Genomic DNA, 19,056 nt, shown 5'->3' with positions numbered 1-19,056 from the left:
CGCACTGCGACTTCTTCGCAGAGCCAGCGCCATTGGTGCTGGTTTTCCAGCACACAGGACGAACGCCATGCATGCCGCGCCCACCGTTTTGCAGCAACAAGCCCAGTCGCTGTCCCAGGCTGTGACCCAGCCGATTCCCGGTTCACGCAAGATCTTCGTGCAAGGCTCACGCGCGGATCTGCAGGTGCCGATGCGCGAGATCGCGTTGACGCGTACGCCCACCTTGTTTGGTGGCGAAGACAATCCGCCGCTCAGCGTCTACGACACCTCCGGGCCTTATACCGATCCACAGGCGGCCATCGATCTGGCTGCCGGTCTGGCGCCGCTGCGCACGCAATGGATTGCCGAGCGCGGCGATACCGTGGCGCTGGATGGATTGAGTTCCAGCTTCGGGCGCGGCCGTGAGCACGATGCGCGGCTGGATGCGGTGCGCTTTCCGGCGCGGCGCTTGCCGCGGGTGGCGCGCGAAGGCGCCAACGTCACCCAGATGCACTACGCGCGACGCGGCATCATCACCCCCGAGATGGAGTTCGTGGCGATCCGCGAAAATCAGCGCCTGGACGCGGTGACCGATGCGATCTTGCGCAAGCAGCATCCGGGCGAGTCGTTCGGTGCGGCGATCCAGCACCGCATCACGCCGGAGTTCGTGCGTGAGGAGATTGCACGCGGCCGCGCGATCTTGCCCAACAACATCAATCACCCGGAAAGCGAACCGATGATCATCGGGCGCAATTTCCTGACCAAGATCAACGCCAACATCGGCAACAGCGCGGTGTCTTCGGGCATCGCCGAAGAAGTGGAAAAGCTGGTGTGGGCGATCCGCTGGGGCGGCGATACGGTCATGGACCTGTCCACCGGCAAGCACATCCACGAAACGCGCGAGTGGATCATCCGCAATTCGCCGGTGCCGATCGGCACGGTACCGATCTATCAGGCACTGGAAAAGGTCGACGGGCGTGCCGAAGAACTCACCTGGGAGATCTTCCGCGACACCTTGATCGAGCAGGCCGAACAAGGCGTGGATTACTTCACCCTCCATGCCGGTGTGCTGTTGCGCTACGTGCCGCTCACGGCCAAGCGTGTCACCGGTATCGTCTCGCGCGGTGGGTCGATCATGGCCAAGTGGTGCCTGGCCCATCACAAGGAAAACTTTCTTTACACCCACTTCGAAGACATCTGCCAGATCATGAAGGCCTACGACGTGGCGTTTTCGCTGGGCGATGGTCTGCGCCCGGGCTGTATTGCCGATGCCAACGATGCGGCGCAATTTGGCGAGCTGGAAACGCTGGGCGAGCTGACCACGCTTGCCTGGAAGCACGATGTGCAGACCATGATCGAAGGTCCGGGCCATGTGCCGATGCAGTTGATCAAGGAGAACATGGACAAGCAGCTGCGCGAGTGCGGCGAGGCGCCGTTCTACACCCTGGGGCCGTTGACCACCGACATCGCGCCCGGCTACGACCACATCACCAGCGCGATCGGCGCGGCCATGATCGGCTGGTTCGGCACGGCGATGCTTTGCTACGTCACACCGAAAGAGCATCTGGGTCTGCCCAACCGGCAGGACGTGCGCGACGGCATCATGGCCTACAAGATCGCTGCGCATGCGGCAGACCTCGCCAAGGGGCACCCGGGTGCGCAGGTACGCGACAACGCCTTGAGCAAGGCGCGTTTCGAGTTCCGCTGGGACGACCAGTTCCATCTTGGCCTGGATCCGGAGAAGGCCAAGGAGTTTCACGACGAGACCCTGCCCAAGGACGCGCACAAGCTGGCGCACTTCTGCTCGATGTGTGGGCCGCACTTCTGTTCCATGAAGATCACCCAGGACGTGCGCGATTACGCGGCCGAGCACGGCATGGCCGCAGAGCACGCGGTGTCGGCGGGGATGCAGGAGAAATCGACGCAGTTTCTGGAGCAGGGCGCGCAGGTTTATCGCGCCTTGTGATGCGTTACATGCAGAAGTTTCAGAAAGTAATGCGGTGCCTGCTTAGCAGAAATTCAGCTTAGTGCTGTACAGATCCTGTCGCGGTGCGCAAGTGCCGCGGTACTGCTGCGTTGCAAGCGATTACTGCGGATCTACGTTTCAGCGGATTTAGCTGAATCGCAGATAAAAAAACGCGCCAGAAGGCGCGAAGGGTACGTCGTAATTATTTGAATTCGTCGGCGAGAGAGAGAGAGCCTGACGCTGCCGCCTGTTGTAGGAAGCAACGAGGCATAGCGTAAAATTTGCACCAAATGGATGCATGACACAGTTGGTCGTACTCCTTTGCTGAATTTGGCGTTTCGCGCATTGCGTGATGCGCTCTTTCGTAGTTCTTGCATGTCGATGCGTGTTTTTTGCCAATGAGTGTTCCTCCCGCTAATGCAGTGCCATCGGGCCGGCTACGTGTCGGCCAGTGCGTGGTCGACATTGCCTCGCGCGAAGTGCACGCACCGGGCGCCAAACGGCCGCTACGCCTGGCGCCAAAATCCCTGGCCGTGCTTGTGACCCTGGCGCGACAGCCAGGCCAGGTAGTCACACGCGAGCAGCTGCTTGCCGAGGTGTGGCCCGATACCTTGCCGACCAACGATGTGGTGACCCAGGCGGTCACGCAGCTGCGCAAGGCACTTGCCACGCATGGCGGGCAGCGCTCGGAGCATATCGAGACGATTGCCAAGACCGGCTATCGCCTGATGGCGACGGTGGCATGGGAAGCGCAGGCACACGCATCGACAACGCTGCCGCAGGACAACCTTGGTTCACGCGCGCCGGAGTGGGCACAAACCGGCAATGGTGGGGCGTCTGCCCCCAACCCCTCCGGTGGCGGCGCCCAACCCGTCCCAGGCGCATCCGGCCAACCCGTAGCGCCGATAGCAGCGGCGTCGCTGGCATCGCGGCAGCGGCGCTGGATCGCGCTGGCCATCGCCAGCGCGGCATTGTTGGTGGTGCTGGGCCTGGCGGTACGTACCGTCTGGCTGCGTGCCCCTGCTCCTGAGGCCGCGCAGGCGTCTGCCGTACTGGGCAGCCCCAAGCGGCCGTATCAGGTGATTACCGCAGGCGGCGGCTTCGATCTGACGCCAAGCCTGTCGCCGGATGGCGCGATGGTGGCGTATGCATCGCTGACCCGCGATCGCCCCGGCACCTCGATCCTGGTCAAGACCACGGACAACGCCTACCCGCGCGTGCTGGATACGCCTGCGCCGGGCGTCTCCGATCGCCTGCCGGCGTGGTCGCCGGATGGGCGCGAGATCGCTTTTTCCAGAAAGGCGCCCGATGGCAGCTGTCGGGTCATGATCGCCGCCGCCACAGTGGCTGCGGCGGCACGCGAAGTGGTGCGGTGCGACGGCGCGGACATGCTGAGTTTCAGCTGGTCGCCGGATGGGCGCGCGCTGGTGTTCGGCAGCATGACCGGCACGCACGGCGCCGCACGCATACGGCGCCTGGATCTGGAAACCGGGCGGTGGCAGACGCTGGACTATCCCGCGCAATTGCATGACTTCGACTACGCGCCGCGTTATTCGCCCGACGGGCATTGGATCGTGTTCCTGCGTAATCCGCAGCTGGGCGATCTGTGGCGGATACCCGCCCAGGGCGGCAGTGCCGAACGACTCACCTACGACAATGCCGATATCCGTGGCTGGAGCTGGTTGCCCGATGGCAGCGGCCTGATCTTCGGGCGTCGTGTGGACAGCGAGGCGCGCTTGTATCGGCTCGATTTGCACGACCGCAGCCTGCACGACCTGGGCGTGGATGATGCGCAGGCGCCGGACGTGGCGCAGGGCCATCTGGTGTTCGTGCAACGCAAACCGCAATTCGGCGTGTATCAGGTCATTGCCGACACCATGAATGGTGGCTACATCCGGCGCCGCCTGTTTCCTTCCGGCGGGCGCGACGATCAGCCGATGATCGCGCCGGATCGGCGTCAGTTGATTTTTGCGTCCAACCGGTCTGGCACGTACGGATTGTGGTGGGGCGATGTCACCAAACCCGGCTCGGTGCGCCTGATCGAAGGGCTGCGTCCGGATGCGCGTCAGGCCGCCGACTGGTCTGCCGATTCGCAACGCGTGCTGGTCAGCGGCAGCGATGCCGGCGGGCATGCGGCGCTGTTCGAAGTGACCCCGGGCAGCGGCAAGGTGGTGCGACTGCCGGTGCCGCAGCCGCGCCCGTTGCAGGCGATCCACCTTCCCGATCCCGACCAACTGCTGGTGCTTGCCGCCGCAAACGACGGGCATACCTTCGCCACACTGTACGACCGGCGCAGCAGTCCCTGGCGCGCGCTGGCATCCCTGCAGGATGTTTCGCAGATGCGGCTGGACCGGGGCAGCGGGCAGGTGTTGCTCACCCGGCTCAGTGGTGGCGGGTTATGGCAAATCGCGCCGTCGCTGGACGCCGGGACCTTGCAGGTGATCGAGCCGCGGCAGCCATCGCGCTGGCGTTATCGCAGCTGGGCGCCGGGCATGCATGGTCAGCTGCATTACCTGACCTCCACCGACACTTGCGCGACGTACGACGGTGAGCTGCGCAGCGGTCGCGGGCAGTGCCTGGATGTGGCCAAGTTCACCACGATCAATGGTTTCAGTCTGGACCAGCACGATGGCGCGCTGTACGTCGCCCTGGCCGAAGAAGATGGCAGCGCGATTGCCTACATGCCGCTGCCGCAGCGCTCTTCGGCACCTGTTGGCGTCATCGCCAACCTGTTGTGGGCGTTGAGAAAAATTGCTTCGTAAGTTTTTCGGAAAGGCTTCGTCGCAATTTCGGTACAGCTTCGTCAGAACTTCCTGACTGACGCCAGATTCGGCAAAACACTACGCCCTCTTTTGTAAAAGGGGCTGCCAACATGCAACAGGTCATCACCGCCGACCGCGGGCTTGCGCTCGCGCTGGATAGCGCCAGCGAGTCGACATCGACCACCTGTCTGGCAGTCTCGCGGCTCGGCAGCATCCGTACCAGCGCAGCGACCTTCACCGTATGGGTGCAGTTGCGCGGACGTGCATGGGTGGAATCCAAGGAAGGCCGCTTCCGTTTGCGTGCCGGCGACTGGATCGCGTTCGACAAGGACTCACACCCCACCGTGCAGGCAGACCGCAGCGCACTGTGCGTGGGCGTCAGCCTGGATGGCGACAGCCTGCAATCGCTGACCGAGTTGACCGACGCCACGCTGTATCCGGGCCGCAGCCAGTTGGCGCGCAACGATTTGCGCATTGCGTTGCGGCTATGGCGTAACGCTGCCGCGCAGAGCGGTAGCGCATCGGCACGCCCGCTGCTGCTGCATCTGGCAGCGATGCAGCGCGACTTCACCGAGCAGGAGCAGCGTTGTCCGGGGCGCTCGCGTAGCCGTCGTCGTCAGGTGTTCGGCCGCATGCAGCGTGCACGGCTGTATCTGGAAGGCAACAGCGACAGGGTGGTGCGTATCAGCGAGTTGGCGCAGCTGACCAACTTCTCCAGTTGGTATGTCTCCAAGACGTTTCAGAGTCTGTATGAAGAGAGCCCGCAGGCGTTGTCGGCACGCCTGCGCCTGGAACGCGCATCGGATTTGCTGCGCGATACCTCGATGATGATCGGCGAGGTTGCGGCAGCAAGCGGCTTCGACAATTGCTGCAGCTTCGCACGGGCGTTTCGTGCGCGTTTCGGTGTCTCCGCATCGCATTACCGCGACCAAACTTCGAATCCGCCAGATTCGGCAAAGCCAGGGAACGTGACGCGCAAAGCGACGGCGTTCACGCAATCGTAATTTGCACGGGGGCGCTTAACGCGCCACTAACGAACCCTGGAGAGATTGATGAACCTTCGCACCTCCGCAGTGCGGCTGGGCCTGTTGCCCGCCGGTATTGCGATCGCGTTGACGCCGGCTTTTGCCGCCAACGCACAAGAGCAGTCCGCCCCGTCGACCACGACGCTGGACCGCATCGAAATCACCGGCTCGCGCATCCGCTCGGTCGACCTTGAAACCGCACAGCCGGTGTTCACTGTCACCCAGCAGGACATTCAGAAGTCCGGCCTGGTGAGCGTTGGCGACATCCTCCAGAACCTCTCGATCGCCGGCACCCAGACCTTCAGCAAGGCAGCAGTGCTGAGCTCCAACGCGGAGCAGGGCGGCCAGTACGTCAATCTCTACAACCTGGGTGAGAACCGTACCCTGGTGTTGGTGAACGGCAAGCGTTGGACTAGCAGCCTGGCTGGTTTGAGCGATATGTCGACCATTCCCAGCTCGTTGATCGAGCGCATCGAAGTCCTGAAGGACGGCGCCTCGGCGATCTATGGCTCCGACGCAGTGGCCGGCGTGGTCAACATCATCCTGCGCCAGAACTACGAAGGTGCCGAAGCGTCGGCGTACTTCGGTCAGAACGGCCGCGGCGACGGTTCCAAGGAGCAGTACTCCTTCACCGCAGGCACCACCAACGAGCGCTCCTCGCTGGTGTTTGGCGTCAACTACACCCAGGAAGATCCGGTGTGGGCCAAGGACCGCGCGCTGACCCGTTACTCCTCCGGGCCGAACCATATCGAAGACAGCTTGAGCGCGACCGGCCCGTGGGGTCGTTTCAACGATCCGCGTGCAGTGGGTACGCCTGGCGCTGGCAACTATCTCGATACCGACGGCAATGTCGTCGGTGCTGGCGAGGGTGCATGGTCCCCCAACCAGTGGGTGCTCAACCATACCGGTTCGTTTGATGGCAAGGGCGTCGGCGCCGATTCGCGCAGCCTGTCGAACTATCACGTTGGCGCTGGCGTGGATGACTACTACAACTCCGTCGACCAGATGATGTTGCAGCAGTCCAGCAAGAACAAGTCGGTCTTCACCAGCGGTAGCTACAACATCACCGACAGCATCACCTTCAAGTCGACCGCGATGTACTCCGAGCGTGAGTCCCTTCGCCAGATTGCCGGCTACCCGCTGCAGGCGACCTCGCAGCCGCAGTTCCCGGTGGCAATCAGTGGTAGCAGCTACTACAACCCGATCGGTCAGGACATCAATAGCTGGTTCCGCCGTACCATCGAGTTGCCGCGCACCACCGAAAGCAACGTCAAGTCCACCCACTTCGACGCCGCGCTCGAAGGCGTGTTCGACGTCGGCAGCCACGGCTGGAACTGGGACGTGGGCTTCAACTACAACAAGTACGATGTGACGCAGGTTTCGCGCGGCAACATCAACTTGCTGGCGTTGCAGAAGGCACTGGGTCCGTCGTTCCTCAATGCACAGGGTCAGGTGCAGTGCGGTACCGCAGCGGCTCCGATCGCGCTGGGTACCAGCAATGCGCTGGGCCAGTGCACCCCGTTCAATATCCTGGGTGGCCCGTCGGCCTCCACGCCGAACGCGCTGCAGTACATCAATGCATTGGGCCAGGCCACGCAGCAGAGCCTGAGCAAGCAGTGGACCGCCAACATCACCGGTGGCCTGTTCGACTTGCCGGCGGGTGAGCTGGGCTTTGCGGCCGGTTTCGAACATCGCGAGATCAGCGGTTACGACTACCCGGATCAGCTGTCCAGCGCCGGTTACACCACCGACCTGGCCGCACAGGCAACCGAAGGTCGCTACCAGACCAACGAAGCCTATCTGGAGCTGTTGATTCCGGTGTTGAAGGATCTGCCGGGCGCCAAGGAACTGTCGTTCGACGTGGCTGCGCGTTACAGCAACTACAGCCGTTTCGGCGACACCACCAACAGCAAGTTCAGCTTCACCTGGAAGCCGATCGACGACCTGCTTGTGCGTGGTACCTACGGCACCGGTTTCCGTGCGCCGACGCTGGCCGACACCTTCGGTGGCGGCTCGCAGACGTTCGACACCTTCACCGACCCGTGCGATGCCACCTTCGGCTCGCTGGGCAATGCGGGTGTGGCAGCACGCTGCGCCGGCGAAGGCCTGCCGGCTGGTTTCCGTCAGACCGATACTGCAGGCAACCCGGTGACGCGTCGCGACGTGCAGGGCAATGCCCCGTTCAATTCGGGCGTCGGCAATGCCGAACTCGAGCCGGAAAACAGCATCACCCGTACCGTCGGTATGGTGTACAGCCCGCATTGGGTGCAGGGTCTGGATTTCTCGCTGGATTGGTACCGCATTTCGATTTCCAACATCATCACCGCGCTCTCGGCCAATGATGTGTTGAACAACTGCTACCTCAACAGCCTTGCCAGCTACTGTGCCGACTACGGTCGCGACGCGGTCACCGGGCAGGTCACCACGCTGAGCCGCGGCAACGTCAACCTGGGCCGTCTGGAAACCGAAGGCTACAACTTCGGTGTGCGGTACCGCATGCCGGAAACCGCGTACGGCAAGTTCGCTGTCAACCTGGATACCAACTACCTGGCGACCTACAAGTCGCAGGCAGAAGCCGGTGCCCAGTGGGAAAACTCTGCCGGCTACTGGAACTTCCCGCGCGTGCGCGCCACCTTGGGCCTGGACTGGTCGCTGGGTGCGTTGTCGGCCAACTGGAACCTGCGTTACTACGGCGGTTTCCGCGACTACTGCTGGGACGCAGCGGCTGGCATTGAATGCAACGATCCGGGCTACCAGACTTCGAACCCGGCATGGGGTGGCGGTACGGGCGCCAACAAGAAGGGCTCGATCTCCTATCAGGACGTCTCGGTCACCTGGCAGGCTCCGTGGGATGGCAGCGTGACCGTTGGTGCCCGCAACATCTGGAACAGGCAGCCGCCGATCACCTATTCGATCACCAACAGCAGCACCGCGGCGATCGATCCGATGCTCGACTACGACCGCTTCCTGTTCGTGCAGTACAACCAGCGCTTCTGATCACCGAAGCGTTGTAAGTGAGTCGAAAAAGCGGGCCGAAAGGCCCGCTTTTTTTGTGTTTGTCACTGATCGCCTCTCAACGCTGCGTGCCTATGCGACGCGATGATGATCAGGAACGTGGTTCGCTGCCGGGACGGCGCGTACAAGATGCTTCCAGAGCTTTGTCGCAAACGCATCGCGCACGACACGTGCGCGCGTGGTTTACCATCGTCCGGGTGCGCAGGTAAGAATTCGATCGCCGCAACACCAGGTTGATTTGGACAGCAGTGACTTCACGCACTGCATGCCAGCGGTTCGTTGCTGATCGCGCGGTTGCTGACGTTGCCATAAGTCAGTGCGCCTCCAACGCCCGTCATGCATCCTACGGGTGTCCCGTGACGGCGAAATGCCAAAGAAAAAACGCGATGTCATCGCGCCTTTTCGTTACTTCCATCGCTGCCTTCACCGCCGCCGCTTACGCTTCAGCAAGCCCCAGCAACGTATCGGCCTGTTCGCGCCAGGCCGGTAGACGAGCGATGACGCCGACCTTGGTCAGATACTCTTCGTCCACGGCTTCGCCACTGGCCAGCGCCGTGGCCACATGCACTGCACCGGTGACCCAGAAGCTGCGCAGGCTGGAGCGTTGCGGATGGCGATGGAACGCCACCGCTTCGATGATCGGCATCGGCAGGCCCCACAGGCCGAGCAGGTACGCGCCGGCTTCGGTGTGGCCCAGGCGTTCGTCGCCGCCTTCGGCTGGCGGCTCGCGCTCGTCGCGCACGCCGGGCAGCAGCAGGCCAATGTCGGCCAGCAGCGCTGCGGTGGATCCAAGTTCGGCGCTGGTCGGCGGCAGCACCTTGGCGGCCAGGCGCGAGGAGAGCAGGGCGCGGCGCTGCATCGCACTGCGCTCGGCCGGGGTGAGCGTCTGGATCGAAAACACTTCGCTGGCCAGCACCAGATCGCGCAGCGTCGCCACGCCCAGGCGGGTCACAGCCGTGCGCAGATCGGTGATGCTGCGGCCGCCGGAAAAGAACGCCGAATTGCACAGTTGCAGCACCTTCGCCGCAATCGCCGGGTCGCCGGCGATGAGCTTGGCGATGTCGGCGGCATCGGCGCCATCGTCTTCTTCCAGCGCGTGCATCAGGCTCAGATACAGGTGCGGTGGCGAAGGCAGTTTTTCGATGCGCCCGATAGCCGCGCGCAGGCGCGGGTTGCTGAGCAGATCGCGCAGCTCCTCCAGGCTGGTCACCGCTTCAAGCAGCACTTCCGGTGCCAGCGGCATCGGCAGGAAACGATGCGCAACGCCGATGATGCGGGCCGGCGGCGTGCGTTGGCCGTCCTGCGCATCGATCAGGGCGACACGAATGGTGTCCGGGCGCAGCGTGCGGATCTGCCCCAGCAAGGTGGCGGCAGTCAGGTCCGGCAAGATCGGTGCAACGATGACCGCGTCGAACGGCGACAGCGCGGCAGCTTCGATCGCCGAATTCCCATCGGCCACCTGCTGCGCCTGCCACTGGTCGCCGAGATCGGCAACGTAGTCGACAAGGTCGGACGGAAGACTGGCTTCGTCCCCAACAAACAGAATACGCAAGACACTTCCCCAGAAGTCACCGGTGACAGACACCGGCCAAACGCTGTCGGCAATGTACCCAATCTGCCGCCGGCGGTCACCGGGATCACGACAAAAGCGTGATCCCGATCGCCCTGCATGTGCAGGGCTGCATCACGGTCGATGGATCAGGGTGCGTCGGAATTGTAGCGTTCCACCGACTCCACCAGAATGCGCTTGGCCTCGGCCGCACCGCCCCAACCGTCCAGCTTGACCCACTTGCCCTTCTCCAAATCCTTGTAATGCTCGAAGAAATGGCCGATGCGTTCCATCCAGTGGCTGGACACCTGGGCGATGTCTTCGATATGCGCATAGCCGGAGAAGATCTTCTCGATCGGCACGGCCAGGATCTTTTCGTCGCTTCCGGCCTCGTCGCTCATGCGCAGCACGCCGACGGGACGGCAACGCACCACCGAGCCCGGCACCAGCGGCAGCGGTAGCACCACCAGTACATCGGCCGGGTCGCCATCGCCGCACAGGGTGTTGGGAACGTAGCCATAGTTGCAGGGGTAACGCATCGGGGTGGAGAGGATGCGGTCGACGAAGATCGCGCCGCTGGCCTTGTCCACTTCGTACTTGACCGGCTCGGAATCCTTGGGGATTTCGATGACGACGTTGATTTCTTCCGGCAGGTTCTTGCCAGAGGTGACCAGTTCAAGGCCCATGCGGGTAGCTCCAAGGCGTCAGCAGTGTGTGGAGCGCGATTCTACGCGTTCGGCTGTTGCGATGCAGCGACACTGAATGGGCAATGTTCTGACCGGCGCATGCGGCATAGCCCGCATTCATCACGGGCGTCTTCCCGATCGTTGCGGCCTGAGCCGCGGCGCACGCTGAAGGCTCATCCACTGCATAGGAAGTGCCATGTCCAGGCTCGCGCGTCTGCTCCTTGTCTTGCTGCTGTCCCTCACCGCCCAGGTTGCCGCTGCGGCAACGCCCACGCCGACCTACGTGGATGCGGTGGACTGGCCGGCCGATGGCGAGGGCTGGGAAGCCTTCATCGATCTGGAACAGCGGCTGGAGCGCGATTTCGACAATATCTGCGGCGACACCTTTTGCGGTGGCGAATTCAGCGACTATCAGCCGTTGCGCTTCCGTTGCTCGGTCCATCGCGTCACCGGGGTGGTGCGTAGCTGCATCTGGACCTTCGGCGCCAGCGAGGTCAGCGTCGACCCCCGCAGCGGCTACCTGCGCTCGGATAGCCGCGTCTGGCGCTGCACCGCGCCCCTGAAGGCCGGCACCCGCCTGGACGAGATGTATCGCACGCTGGCAGTGACCAACCCACTGTTCGAGCCGCTGCCGGGCGGCGCGCCGCCGATCTACGACGGTTTGATCGGCTGCCTGTGATGGCTGGCCGAGGCACGGGCTCTGCAGGGCAGGCTGGGCTCTCCAGCGAGAGCCTAGCCCGCGGCGGCGGGCGGGGGTAGGCGCCACCTCGCCCTGCGAGAGCGACGTCCCCCCATCCTGAGTAGCGGCCGGGTCTAGAGTCCGGGGTTGATGATATCGGTGTTGGCCAGCTGTTGGGCATACGCGGACGGGGTCATGCCGCCAATTGCTTTCTTGGGTCGCTCCTCGTTGTATTCGCGTCGCCAGCGCTCGATCTCGGTGCGTGCGTGCAGCAGTGTCGGGAACCAGTGCTCGTTGAGGCATTCATCGCGCAGCCGGCTGTTGAACGATTCGACATAGGCGTTCTGATTCGGCTTGCCGGGTTGGATGAGTCGCAACTGCACGCCACGCGCATGCGCCCAGGCCACCATTGCCTTGCCGCAGAACTCCTTGCCGTTGTCGGTGCGGATCACCTGCGGCAAGCCGCGGCTGATGGCCAGCCGCTCCAGCACACGCGTCACGCCATGGCCCGAGATTGCACGCTCCACCTCGATGGCGACCGCCTCATGTGTGGCGTCGTCCACGATCACCAGGCACTTGATCGCCCGGCCGTCGGCGGTGCGGTCGAACACAAAGTCCATCGACCACACCTGGTTGGCCTGCGATGGCCGCAGCAGCGGCTGACGCTCGCCCACTGGCACTTTCTTGCGCTTGCGGCGGCGGACTTGCAGCTGCTGCTCGCGGTACAAGCGCTCCACACGCTTGTAGTTCACCAGGCGTCCTTCCTGGCGCAGCTTGAGATAGATCATCCCCACGCCGTAGCGCTTGTGGCGATGCGCCAGTTCCACGATGCGCTCGCGTAGCGCAACGTTGCGGTCCTCGCGCGGGCAATAGCGCAGCGCACTGGCGCTCATGCCGATCGCGGCCAACGCGCCACGCTCGCTGGCCCCTCGCCCGATCCACTCGCGCACCAGCGCACGACGCGCCGGTGCGCTCACCATTTTTTTTGCAGCGCCTCCTTGATCAGATCGTTCTGGAACACCTGCTCGGCGAGCAGCTTCTTCAGGCGCGTGTTCTCTGCCTCCAGGTCCTTGAGTCGCTTGGCATCGGGCACGCTCATCCCGCCAAACTTGCTGCGCCACAGGTAGTAGGAGGCCTCGCTGAAGCCATGGCGCCGGCACAGGTCCTTGATCGCCACGCCGCTTTCGGCCTCACGCAGAAAGCCGATGACCTGCTCGTCAGTAAAACGCTTCTTCACGTCCAATCTCCTTCGGGTAGGGAATTGGACTCCAAACTGCGGCGCTACTCAAAATCGGGGGGACGTCGAGAGCATTGAGCGTATCCCTCAGGCCGCAGTCGCGGATCGGGCCGGCCCAGCGCATTTCCGTAGGCGGGACAGGCGTTGGCGGTGATGCAGGTGACGGGATACCGCTCAGCAATCCGCTGCAGGCGACGAGACCTGCAGCCTTCTGTAACGCATGGCCGCAGGTCTCGTCGCCCGCGGCCACCGCGCCGTTACAGCAGCGGCACGAGCAACAAGGCGACGATATTGATGATCTTGATCAACGGGTTGATCGCCGGTCCCGCGGTGTCCTTGTACGGGTCACCGACCGTATCGCCGGTGATGGCGGCCTTATGCGCCTCGCTGCCCTTGCCGCCGAAATGGCCGTCCTCGATGTACTTCTTGGCGTTATCCCAGGCGCCGCCGCCGGTCGTCATCGAAATTGCCAGGAACAGGCCGGTGACAATCGTGCCGATCAGCAAGCCGCCCAACGCGCGCGGCCCGAGCAGCACGCCGACCACGATCGGAACCACCACCGGCAGCAGCGAAGGCACGATCATTTCGCGGATCGCCGAGCGCGTCAGCATGTCGACGGCGCGGTCGTACTGCGGCTTGGCGGTGCCGGCCATGATGCCGGGGATCTCGCGGAACTGGCGGCGCACTTCTTCCACCACTGCGCCTGCTGCGCGGCCGACTGCTTCCATCGCCATCGCACCGAACAGATACGGAATCAATCCACCGATCAGCAACCCGATGATCACCGTGTGGTCGGACAGGTCGAAGGCGAAGACCTGGCCGGGATTGGCGGCCTGCAGGTTGTGCGTGTAGTCGGCAAACAGCACTAGCGCCGCCAGCGCCGCCGAGCCGATGGCATAGCCTTTGGTCACGGCCTTGGTGGTGTTGCCTACCGCGTCCAGCGGGTCGGTGATATCGCGCACTTCCGGCGGCAGCTCGGCCATTTCGGCGATGCCGCCGGCGTTGTCGGTGATCGGCCCATACGCATCCAAGGCAACGATCATCCCGGCCATCGACAACATCGCCGTGGCGGCGGTTGCAATGCCGTACAAGCCGCCGAAATGAAACGCACCCCAGATCGCCGCACATACCGCGATCACCGGCAGCGCGGTGGATTTCATCGAGATGCCGAGCCCGGCGATGATGTTGGTGCCGTGACCGGTGGTGCTGGCCGATGCCACGTGCTGCACCGGCTTGTATTGGGTACCGGTGTAGTACTCGGTGATCCACACGATCAGGCCGGTGAGCACCAATCCGATCAGCGCGCAGGCATACAACGCCGGGGCGCCGTGGACGTTGTCGCGCATCAGCGATTGGGTGATCGGCCAGTAAGCGAGCGCCGCCAGCACGCCGGAGACGATCACGCCTTTATAGAGCGCGCCCATGATCGAACCGCTGGCTTTGACCTTGACGAAGGCTGCGCCCACGATCGAAGCGACGATCGACACGCCACCGAGCACCAGCGGATACAGCACCGCGTGCGGGCCCGTTTCGGCAAGCGTCAGGCTGCCGAGCAACATCGTGGCGATTACGGTGACCGCGTAGGTCTCGAACAGATCTGCAGCCATGCCCGCGCAGTCGCCGACGTTGTCGCCAACATTGTCCGCAATCACCGCCGGGTTGCGCGGGTCGTCCTCGGGAATGCCGGCTTCGACCTTGCCGACCAGATCCGCGCCTACGTCCGCACCCTTGGTGAAAATACCGCCACCCAGGCGCGCGAAGATCGAAATCAACGACGACCCGAACGCCAGCCCGACCAGTGCATGCAGATTCTGCTCCAGTGGCAGCCCCATCGCTTGCAGCACGGCAAAATAACCGGCCACACCGAGCAAGCCGAGGCCGACCACCAGCATGCCGGTGATGGCGCCACCACGGAATGCGACATCCATCGCACGGCCGATGCCATGCCGCGCCGCCTCTGCGGTGCGTACATTGGCGCGCACCGAGACGTTCATGCCGATATAGCCGGCCAAGCCCGACAACACCGCACCCAGCGCAAACCCGATCGCGGTATACCAACTCAGAAACAGCCCGACCAACACGAACAGCACGGCGCCGGCAATCGAAATGGTGAGGTATTGCCGGTTGAGGTAGGCGCGCGCGCCTACCTGGATCGCGGCGGCGATCTCCCGCATGCGTGCGTTACCGCTCGGCTGCGCGACCACCCAGCGCGCCGAGACGATGCCATAGACGATTGCCAACACCGCACAACCCAGCGCAAGCCACAACCCGTAGTGTTCCAGCATGACCCCTCCCAAAGAATGGATGTCGTCCGGTCGGGACGAACCAAGGGCGATGCACACGCAACGAGTGGACTGACGAATACGGACTCGACGGCTACATGAGCCGTAATGCGCGTCGCGAATGTTCAGGTGGCCGGATCGCGAACGAGTATGCGCCGCAGCTTGCGTGGCTACCAGCGCCAGGCTTTGGCGCGTCGTTCAGTCGCGGCATGACAGCCTGCGGCCAACGTGATTCGGTCGACCCAGGAGTGCCCATGTCCCACCATGCTGCGCAAAGATATGCCGCGACGCTTGCAATGCTGCTGCTGACCACACAAGCGTTCGCAGCCGAACCGACGCCCGAACTGAAACAACGCGCACCCGGCACCGCACAAGCGGTCGGTGCCGTGCATACCCTGCGTCAGATTCCCGAGGCCTGCGCGCGTCTGGAAGGCGTGTTCACCGGCAATGCTGCACAGCCGTACACCTTGTCGGTGGTGCGCAGCAGTCCCACCTGCCAACCACGTGCACGCTTCGTGGATTTCGCCAAGGCCACGCCCAGCGTCGCATCGGGGTGGATCTTCAACGATGTGATCCGCGTACCAAGCGCCGCCTGCCCGGCGCAGCAAGCGGTGGTGCGCGTATGGCGCAAACCGGTAGATGCCAAGCCCCAACTCGATGGCCAGGGCCAGTCGCGCATCTATCTGGAGGATGCCAAACAACAGGCCGCAGCCGGCAAGATTCCGCAGGTACCGATGTTCGCTGCGCAGATGACGGTGGAAGGCCAGGGGTGTCAGTGACAGGTGCGGCGTGACGCGGGCGCGTTGTTGCTGTTTGAGGTATAGACGTGCGCGTGGCATGACGCTCAGTAGCGGCATGCCACCCAGTTCGCGCGTATCGATAAAGAGTGATGCCGGTGTTGCTATCGATGCGGCTGCCTTGTTTGCGCATCCACATCGAGACAGTGATCCAACCATCGTTCACACTTTAAGAAACACAGTCGTATCGGCTTAGATTTACGCATGATCGCCGTCCTGCGCAGTTGGAGCGACCACAGGCATAAGCAGGCAACTACGTTTGCCCCAGGTTTGCGCTGCGTGGCTGGTCCACATTGACGATGCCGGCGCGTTTGGCTTCAACAGTGGCATGCATAGCCACGACATTAGGGGGTGTTCTGCGGCACTTCGCTGTAGATCGAGCGGTACAGCAGATCGTTCGACATTAAATTCGCACCTGGCTCAACGCTACGCTCGGCAGCGGCACCCAAAGGCAGCTTCCAGCCGGGTGGCACATAGACCGGCTTGTCTTCGCGCTCCATGCGCTGCTGCGTTTCCTTCCAGTGCTCGGCTGCCATTTCCGCCGCGCCGGCACCGGGGGCGAGGGTACCGCGCAGGTGATTGATGCCATCGATTACGTTCATGGACTGCAAGTGGCGTGATGCCAGGGTCAGACCGCCCCGCAGCAGCGCCACATCGTCGCGGTACTTGTCGATCATCGGCGCATATTGCTGTGCCAACTGCTGCGACTTAGAACCTGTTCACGATCTTCGCAGATCAGTGCAGACTATGCGGATGCGCCAAAAGACCTATCCGAGTGACATGAGCCGGGAGCAGTTCGCACACGTGCTGCCGATCCTGGAACAAGCGCGCAAGCGCACCAAGCCACGCCGTGTGGATTTATATGAGGTGTGGTGCGCAGTGTTGTACGTGCTGCGAACCGGTTGCCAATGGCGAGCGCTACCCAGCGACTTTCCGAAGTGGCGGACCGTGCACTCGTACTTTGCCAAGTGGAGCGAGTGCGACGATGAGGGGGTGAGCCTGCTGGAGCGGGCGCTCAAAAAATCAGGTTGGCGTGGCCCGCGTGAGACAGGGGCGCAACGCTTGCACCAGGTTCTTGATCGTGGACGCGCAGAGCGTCAAGAACACGGACACAGCTGGGCAAAAGGGGTATGACGCAGGCAAGAAGGTGTCGGGCATCAAACGGCATATCGCTGTTGATAGTCAGGGGTTGCCCCACGCAATCGCGGTGACGACGGCGGAGGTGACCGACCGCAAAGGTGCGCTGCAGGCGTTGGAGCGCTGTCAGTCAAACCTGACGCTTGTACAAAGCTTACTGTGCGACGGCGGTTACACCGGAGTACCGTTTGCCAGCGGCGCGCGAGAGATTTTAGGCGAGCAGCTCACGGTGCAGATTGCCAAGCGCAGCGAACTGCACACCTTCAAGGTCATGCCCAAGCGATGGATTGTCGAGCGTAGTTTTGCTTGGCTGGAGAAGAACCGAAGGCTATGGAAGAACTGCGAGCGCAAACTCAACACCAGCCTGCAGTTCATCCATTTGGCCTTCTTGGCACTGTTACTCAGAAGATTGTGAACAGGTTCTTAGGATCTTCCAGCACCGAGCGGTCCGGGTTGCCGTTAGCATCGACGGGCAGGAAGTTATGCATGCGGTGCGAGTCGCCAAGCGGTTTGGCGACCGCCGGATTGCGGTCATCCAACAGGCTGTGGTCATTGGCATAACTGGCCTTTTGCAAAGCCGTGATTTCCTGTGGCGCAGCGTAGATCCTGACCTGGCCGTAATGCTTGCTGGCAGCGCTAACGGCATCGCCGGCCATTACGTGGTTAATGACATCCGAGCCACCCTCGGGAATGCGCCGGTCCAGGCTGACTGCGCCATAGGCATTGAAGGTCTCGCCTTTGAGGCCGTAGTGGTGTGCACTGACCTGGGCCAGATTGCCGCCGAGGGAATGGCCGGTGACGGTGACGTCAACCGCTTCGCCGTCCTTACCGAGTTTTTGTGCATAGACCAATGCATGCTTGGTCAACTCAAGTGCTTCGGCTGCCTGGCGGTTATGACGGGCGGCGACCATGCCTCCATCGGTGTAGGCACCATCTTGCTTGAGTTCCCGCTCAGTCTCGGTGCCGCGATGGCCGACAATGATCTCGTTGGTATCGATCCGCTGATAGATAATCCCCTGATAGCCTGAAGGACTGTCTACATACTCAAGTCGTTTGTAAGAAATGCCGCCGATATCGACAGGGCGACTGCTCGCTCCCGTCTCAGGCGGCTCATCGTAAGAATCTTTCGCAAGAGCTGCATATTGTTGGCTTGTCAGGCTCATGGCATTACCTCTTCCGTGATTAGCGTGACTTTGAATATGTTTCGTCGGGCCTCATTGTTGAACTGATCCGCTCTGGCCTTTCCACTGTCTGGGAAGTTGTCAATATCCTCTTTGGGATAACGGCCTTTCCAGAAGTAAGTGATTTTAGGGGCTGAGCTATGAAGCTCTTTCTTGAATAAAGCTGGCTCAAACCTAGTGTCTTCATGCTTTCCGGTCGCCTTGAGTGAAATGCCGACGCCATCCAGCTCAAAATTACAGATGCCCTTTCCGTAATAATCCGCATCAACCATCCCGTCGGCATAGATCTTTGCCACGTATGTGGTGTCGTTGATTTTATCGAAAGCTATGGGGATGCCATCTTCCTTCTGCTTCGTGGACATGCCCAATGAGTGATCGATAGGTGTGCACGCATCGCGATTAGTCATTTCATAAAATGCAGTACCCGAAATCCACTCAAACGGCCCGGGCGCATCCTCGATCTTCATCGTGATCCGATATGCTTGCGTCGGATGCGGGTTCTTCCGATAGGCTGGGTCGGTGTCGACATTGTAGGGAGATGAGGGTTCGCTCGGCGCATTCATGGGCTTGCATCCTGCAAAGAAGAGGGGCATGAGGAGGAAAGCGAAACGGCCGACAATCTTGGGAGTCATTGGGATGCTTCTGCTGCCTGCGCGCATTGTGCAGTGAAGGCACGCAGTTTAGGCTCGAATGGGGGGCTATCCACGCTACTTCTGGCGTCGCGCCAGCGCGATGAAGCAGTTGGCTGGATCAGCGGAGAC

General features: G+C 62.4%; 13 protein-coding genes and 1 pseudogene. 7 read left to right on the top strand and 7 right to left on the bottom strand.

The features are described 5' to 3' along the window. Positions 1 to 67 precede the first annotated feature (67 nt). The 4 genes from thiC to M3O59_RS16610 all read left to right on the top strand — a co-directional run bounded on the left by thiC (position 68) and on the right by M3O59_RS16610 (position 8,729). On the top strand, positions 68 to 1,945 hold the full coding sequence (gene thiC, locus M3O59_RS16625) for a phosphomethylpyrimidine synthase ThiC (RefSeq protein WP_116905901.1): 1,878 nt from the start codon (positions 68 to 70) through the stop codon (positions 1,943 to 1,945). A gap of 422 nt (positions 1,946 to 2,367) precedes the next feature. Then, positions 2,368 to 4,707 (top strand): winged helix-turn-helix transcriptional regulator, encoded by a 2,340-nt coding sequence (locus M3O59_RS16620; RefSeq protein ID WP_116905902.1) that lies wholly within the window; start codon positions 2,368 to 2,370, stop codon positions 4,705 to 4,707. A gap of 110 nt (positions 4,708 to 4,817) precedes the next feature. After that, a complete protein-coding gene (locus tag M3O59_RS16615) occupies positions 4,818 to 5,711 on the top strand; it encodes a helix-turn-helix domain-containing protein (protein WP_116905903.1) in 894 nt (297 codons plus the stop codon). A 48-nt stretch (positions 5,712 to 5,759) separates the two neighbouring features. Then, a complete protein-coding gene (locus M3O59_RS16610; protein WP_064629209.1) occupies positions 5,760 to 8,729 on the top strand; it encodes a TonB-dependent receptor plug domain-containing protein in 2,970 nt (989 codons plus the stop codon). Positions 8,730 to 9,183: 454 nt separating this feature from the next. On the opposite strand, the gene M3O59_RS16605 is transcribed toward M3O59_RS16610, so the two are convergent. Beyond that, positions 9,184 to 10,332 carry an HDOD domain-containing protein gene (locus M3O59_RS16605; protein ID WP_064629207.1) on the bottom strand — a complete coding sequence of 383 codons (1,149 nt, stop codon included), beginning with the start codon at positions 10,330 to 10,332 and terminating at the stop codon, positions 9,184 to 9,186. A 113-nt stretch (positions 10,333 to 10,445) separates the two neighbouring features. Continuing rightward, a complete protein-coding gene (gene ppa, locus M3O59_RS16600) occupies positions 10,446 to 10,982 on the bottom strand; it encodes an inorganic diphosphatase (protein WP_064629205.1) in 537 nt (178 codons plus the stop codon). A 196-nt stretch (positions 10,983 to 11,178) separates the two neighbouring features. Here ppa and M3O59_RS16595 point away from each other — a divergent pair, with 196 nt between their 5' ends. Further along, a complete protein-coding gene (locus M3O59_RS16595) occupies positions 11,179 to 11,661 on the top strand; it encodes a hypothetical protein (RefSeq protein ID WP_116905904.1) in 483 nt (160 codons plus the stop codon). A gap of 134 nt (positions 11,662 to 11,795) precedes the next feature. On the opposite strand, the gene M3O59_RS16590 is transcribed toward M3O59_RS16595, so the two are convergent. Both M3O59_RS16590 and M3O59_RS16585 read right to left on the bottom strand, forming a co-directional pair. Beyond that, a protein-coding gene (locus M3O59_RS16590) for an IS3 family transposase (RefSeq protein WP_373418981.1) occupies positions 11,796 to 12,898 on the bottom strand; the annotation gives its coding sequence in 2 pieces (ribosomal slippage) (positions 11,796 to 12,649 and positions 12,649 to 12,898; 1,104 coding nt in all). Between the two features lie 257 nt (positions 12,899 to 13,155). Then, positions 13,156 to 15,183 carry a sodium-translocating pyrophosphatase gene (locus M3O59_RS16585; RefSeq protein WP_116907022.1) on the bottom strand — a complete coding sequence of 676 codons (2,028 nt, stop codon included), beginning with the start codon at positions 15,181 to 15,183 and terminating at the stop codon, positions 13,156 to 13,158. A 251-nt stretch (positions 15,184 to 15,434) separates the two neighbouring features. Between M3O59_RS16585 and M3O59_RS16580 the strand changes: the two genes are divergently transcribed. Beyond that, positions 15,435 to 15,959, top strand: a complete 525-nt coding sequence (locus M3O59_RS16580) for a hypothetical protein (RefSeq protein WP_116907021.1) — start codon at positions 15,435 to 15,437, stop codon at positions 15,957 to 15,959. A 362-nt stretch (positions 15,960 to 16,321) separates the two neighbouring features. Here M3O59_RS16580 and M3O59_RS16575 read toward each other — a convergent pair whose 3' ends face one another. Then, positions 16,322 to 16,654, bottom strand: a complete 333-nt coding sequence (locus M3O59_RS16575) for a hypothetical protein (RefSeq protein WP_249047081.1) — start codon at positions 16,652 to 16,654, stop codon at positions 16,322 to 16,324. A 76-nt stretch (positions 16,655 to 16,730) separates the two neighbouring features. Here M3O59_RS16575 and M3O59_RS16570 point away from each other — a divergent pair. After that, a protein-coding gene (locus M3O59_RS16570) for an IS5 family transposase (protein WP_373419007.1) occupies positions 16,731 to 17,529 on the top strand; the annotation gives its coding sequence in 2 pieces (ribosomal slippage) (positions 16,731 to 17,002 and positions 17,001 to 17,529; 801 coding nt in all). A 7-nt stretch (positions 17,530 to 17,536) separates the two neighbouring features. Here the strand turns inward: M3O59_RS16570 and M3O59_RS16565 are convergent. Together M3O59_RS16565 and M3O59_RS16560 are read right to left on the bottom strand one after the other, a co-directional pair. Then, a pseudogene (locus M3O59_RS16565) lies at positions 17,537 to 18,277 on the bottom strand (DUF6792 domain-containing protein); the annotation flags it as partial. Further along, positions 18,274 to 18,858, bottom strand: a complete 585-nt coding sequence (locus tag M3O59_RS16560) for a hypothetical protein (RefSeq protein ID WP_116907060.1) — start codon at positions 18,856 to 18,858, stop codon at positions 18,274 to 18,276. The gene M3O59_RS16560 and the pseudogene M3O59_RS16565, both read right to left, overlap by 4 nt. Positions 18,859 to 19,056: the final 198 nt, after the last annotated feature.

Origin of the sequence: Xanthomonas nasturtii, from assembly GCF_023337365.3 — a bacterium.
GTDB lineage: Bacteria > Pseudomonadota > Gammaproteobacteria > Xanthomonadales > Xanthomonadaceae > Xanthomonas > Xanthomonas nasturtii.
The sequence above is the reverse complement of the archived record's forward strand: the minus strand, read 5'-3'. Positions and strand labels throughout refer to the sequence as shown.

Bases quoted from the DNA above. Each gene is read 5' to 3' on its own strand.
- thiC (WP_116905901.1), top strand. From the start codon at position 68: ATGCATGCCGCGCCCACCGTTTTGCAGCAACAAGCCCAGTCGCTGTCC.
- M3O59_RS16615 (WP_116905903.1), top strand. From the start codon at position 4,818: ATGCAACAGGTCATCACCGCCGACCGCGGGCTTGCGCTCGCGCTGGAT.
- M3O59_RS16610 (WP_064629209.1), top strand. From the start codon at position 5,760: ATGAACCTTCGCACCTCCGCAGTGCGGCTGGGCCTGTTGCCCGCCGGT.
- ppa (WP_064629205.1), bottom strand. From the start codon at position 10,982: ATGGGCCTTGAACTGGTCACCTCTGGCAAGAACCTGCCGGAAGAAATC.
- M3O59_RS16595 (WP_116905904.1), top strand. From the start codon at position 11,179: ATGTCCAGGCTCGCGCGTCTGCTCCTTGTCTTGCTGCTGTCCCTCACC.
- M3O59_RS16585 (WP_116907022.1), bottom strand. From the start codon at position 15,183: ATGCTGGAACACTACGGGTTGTGGCTTGCGCTGGGTTGTGCGGTGTTG.
- M3O59_RS16580 (WP_116907021.1), top strand. From the start codon at position 15,435: ATGTCCCACCATGCTGCGCAAAGATATGCCGCGACGCTTGCAATGCTG.
- M3O59_RS16575 (WP_249047081.1), bottom strand. From the start codon at position 16,654: ATGATCGACAAGTACCGCGACGATGTGGCGCTGCTGCGGGGCGGTCTG.
- M3O59_RS16560 (WP_116907060.1), bottom strand. From the start codon at position 18,858: ATGAATGCGCCGAGCGAACCCTCATCTCCCTACAATGTCGACACCGAC.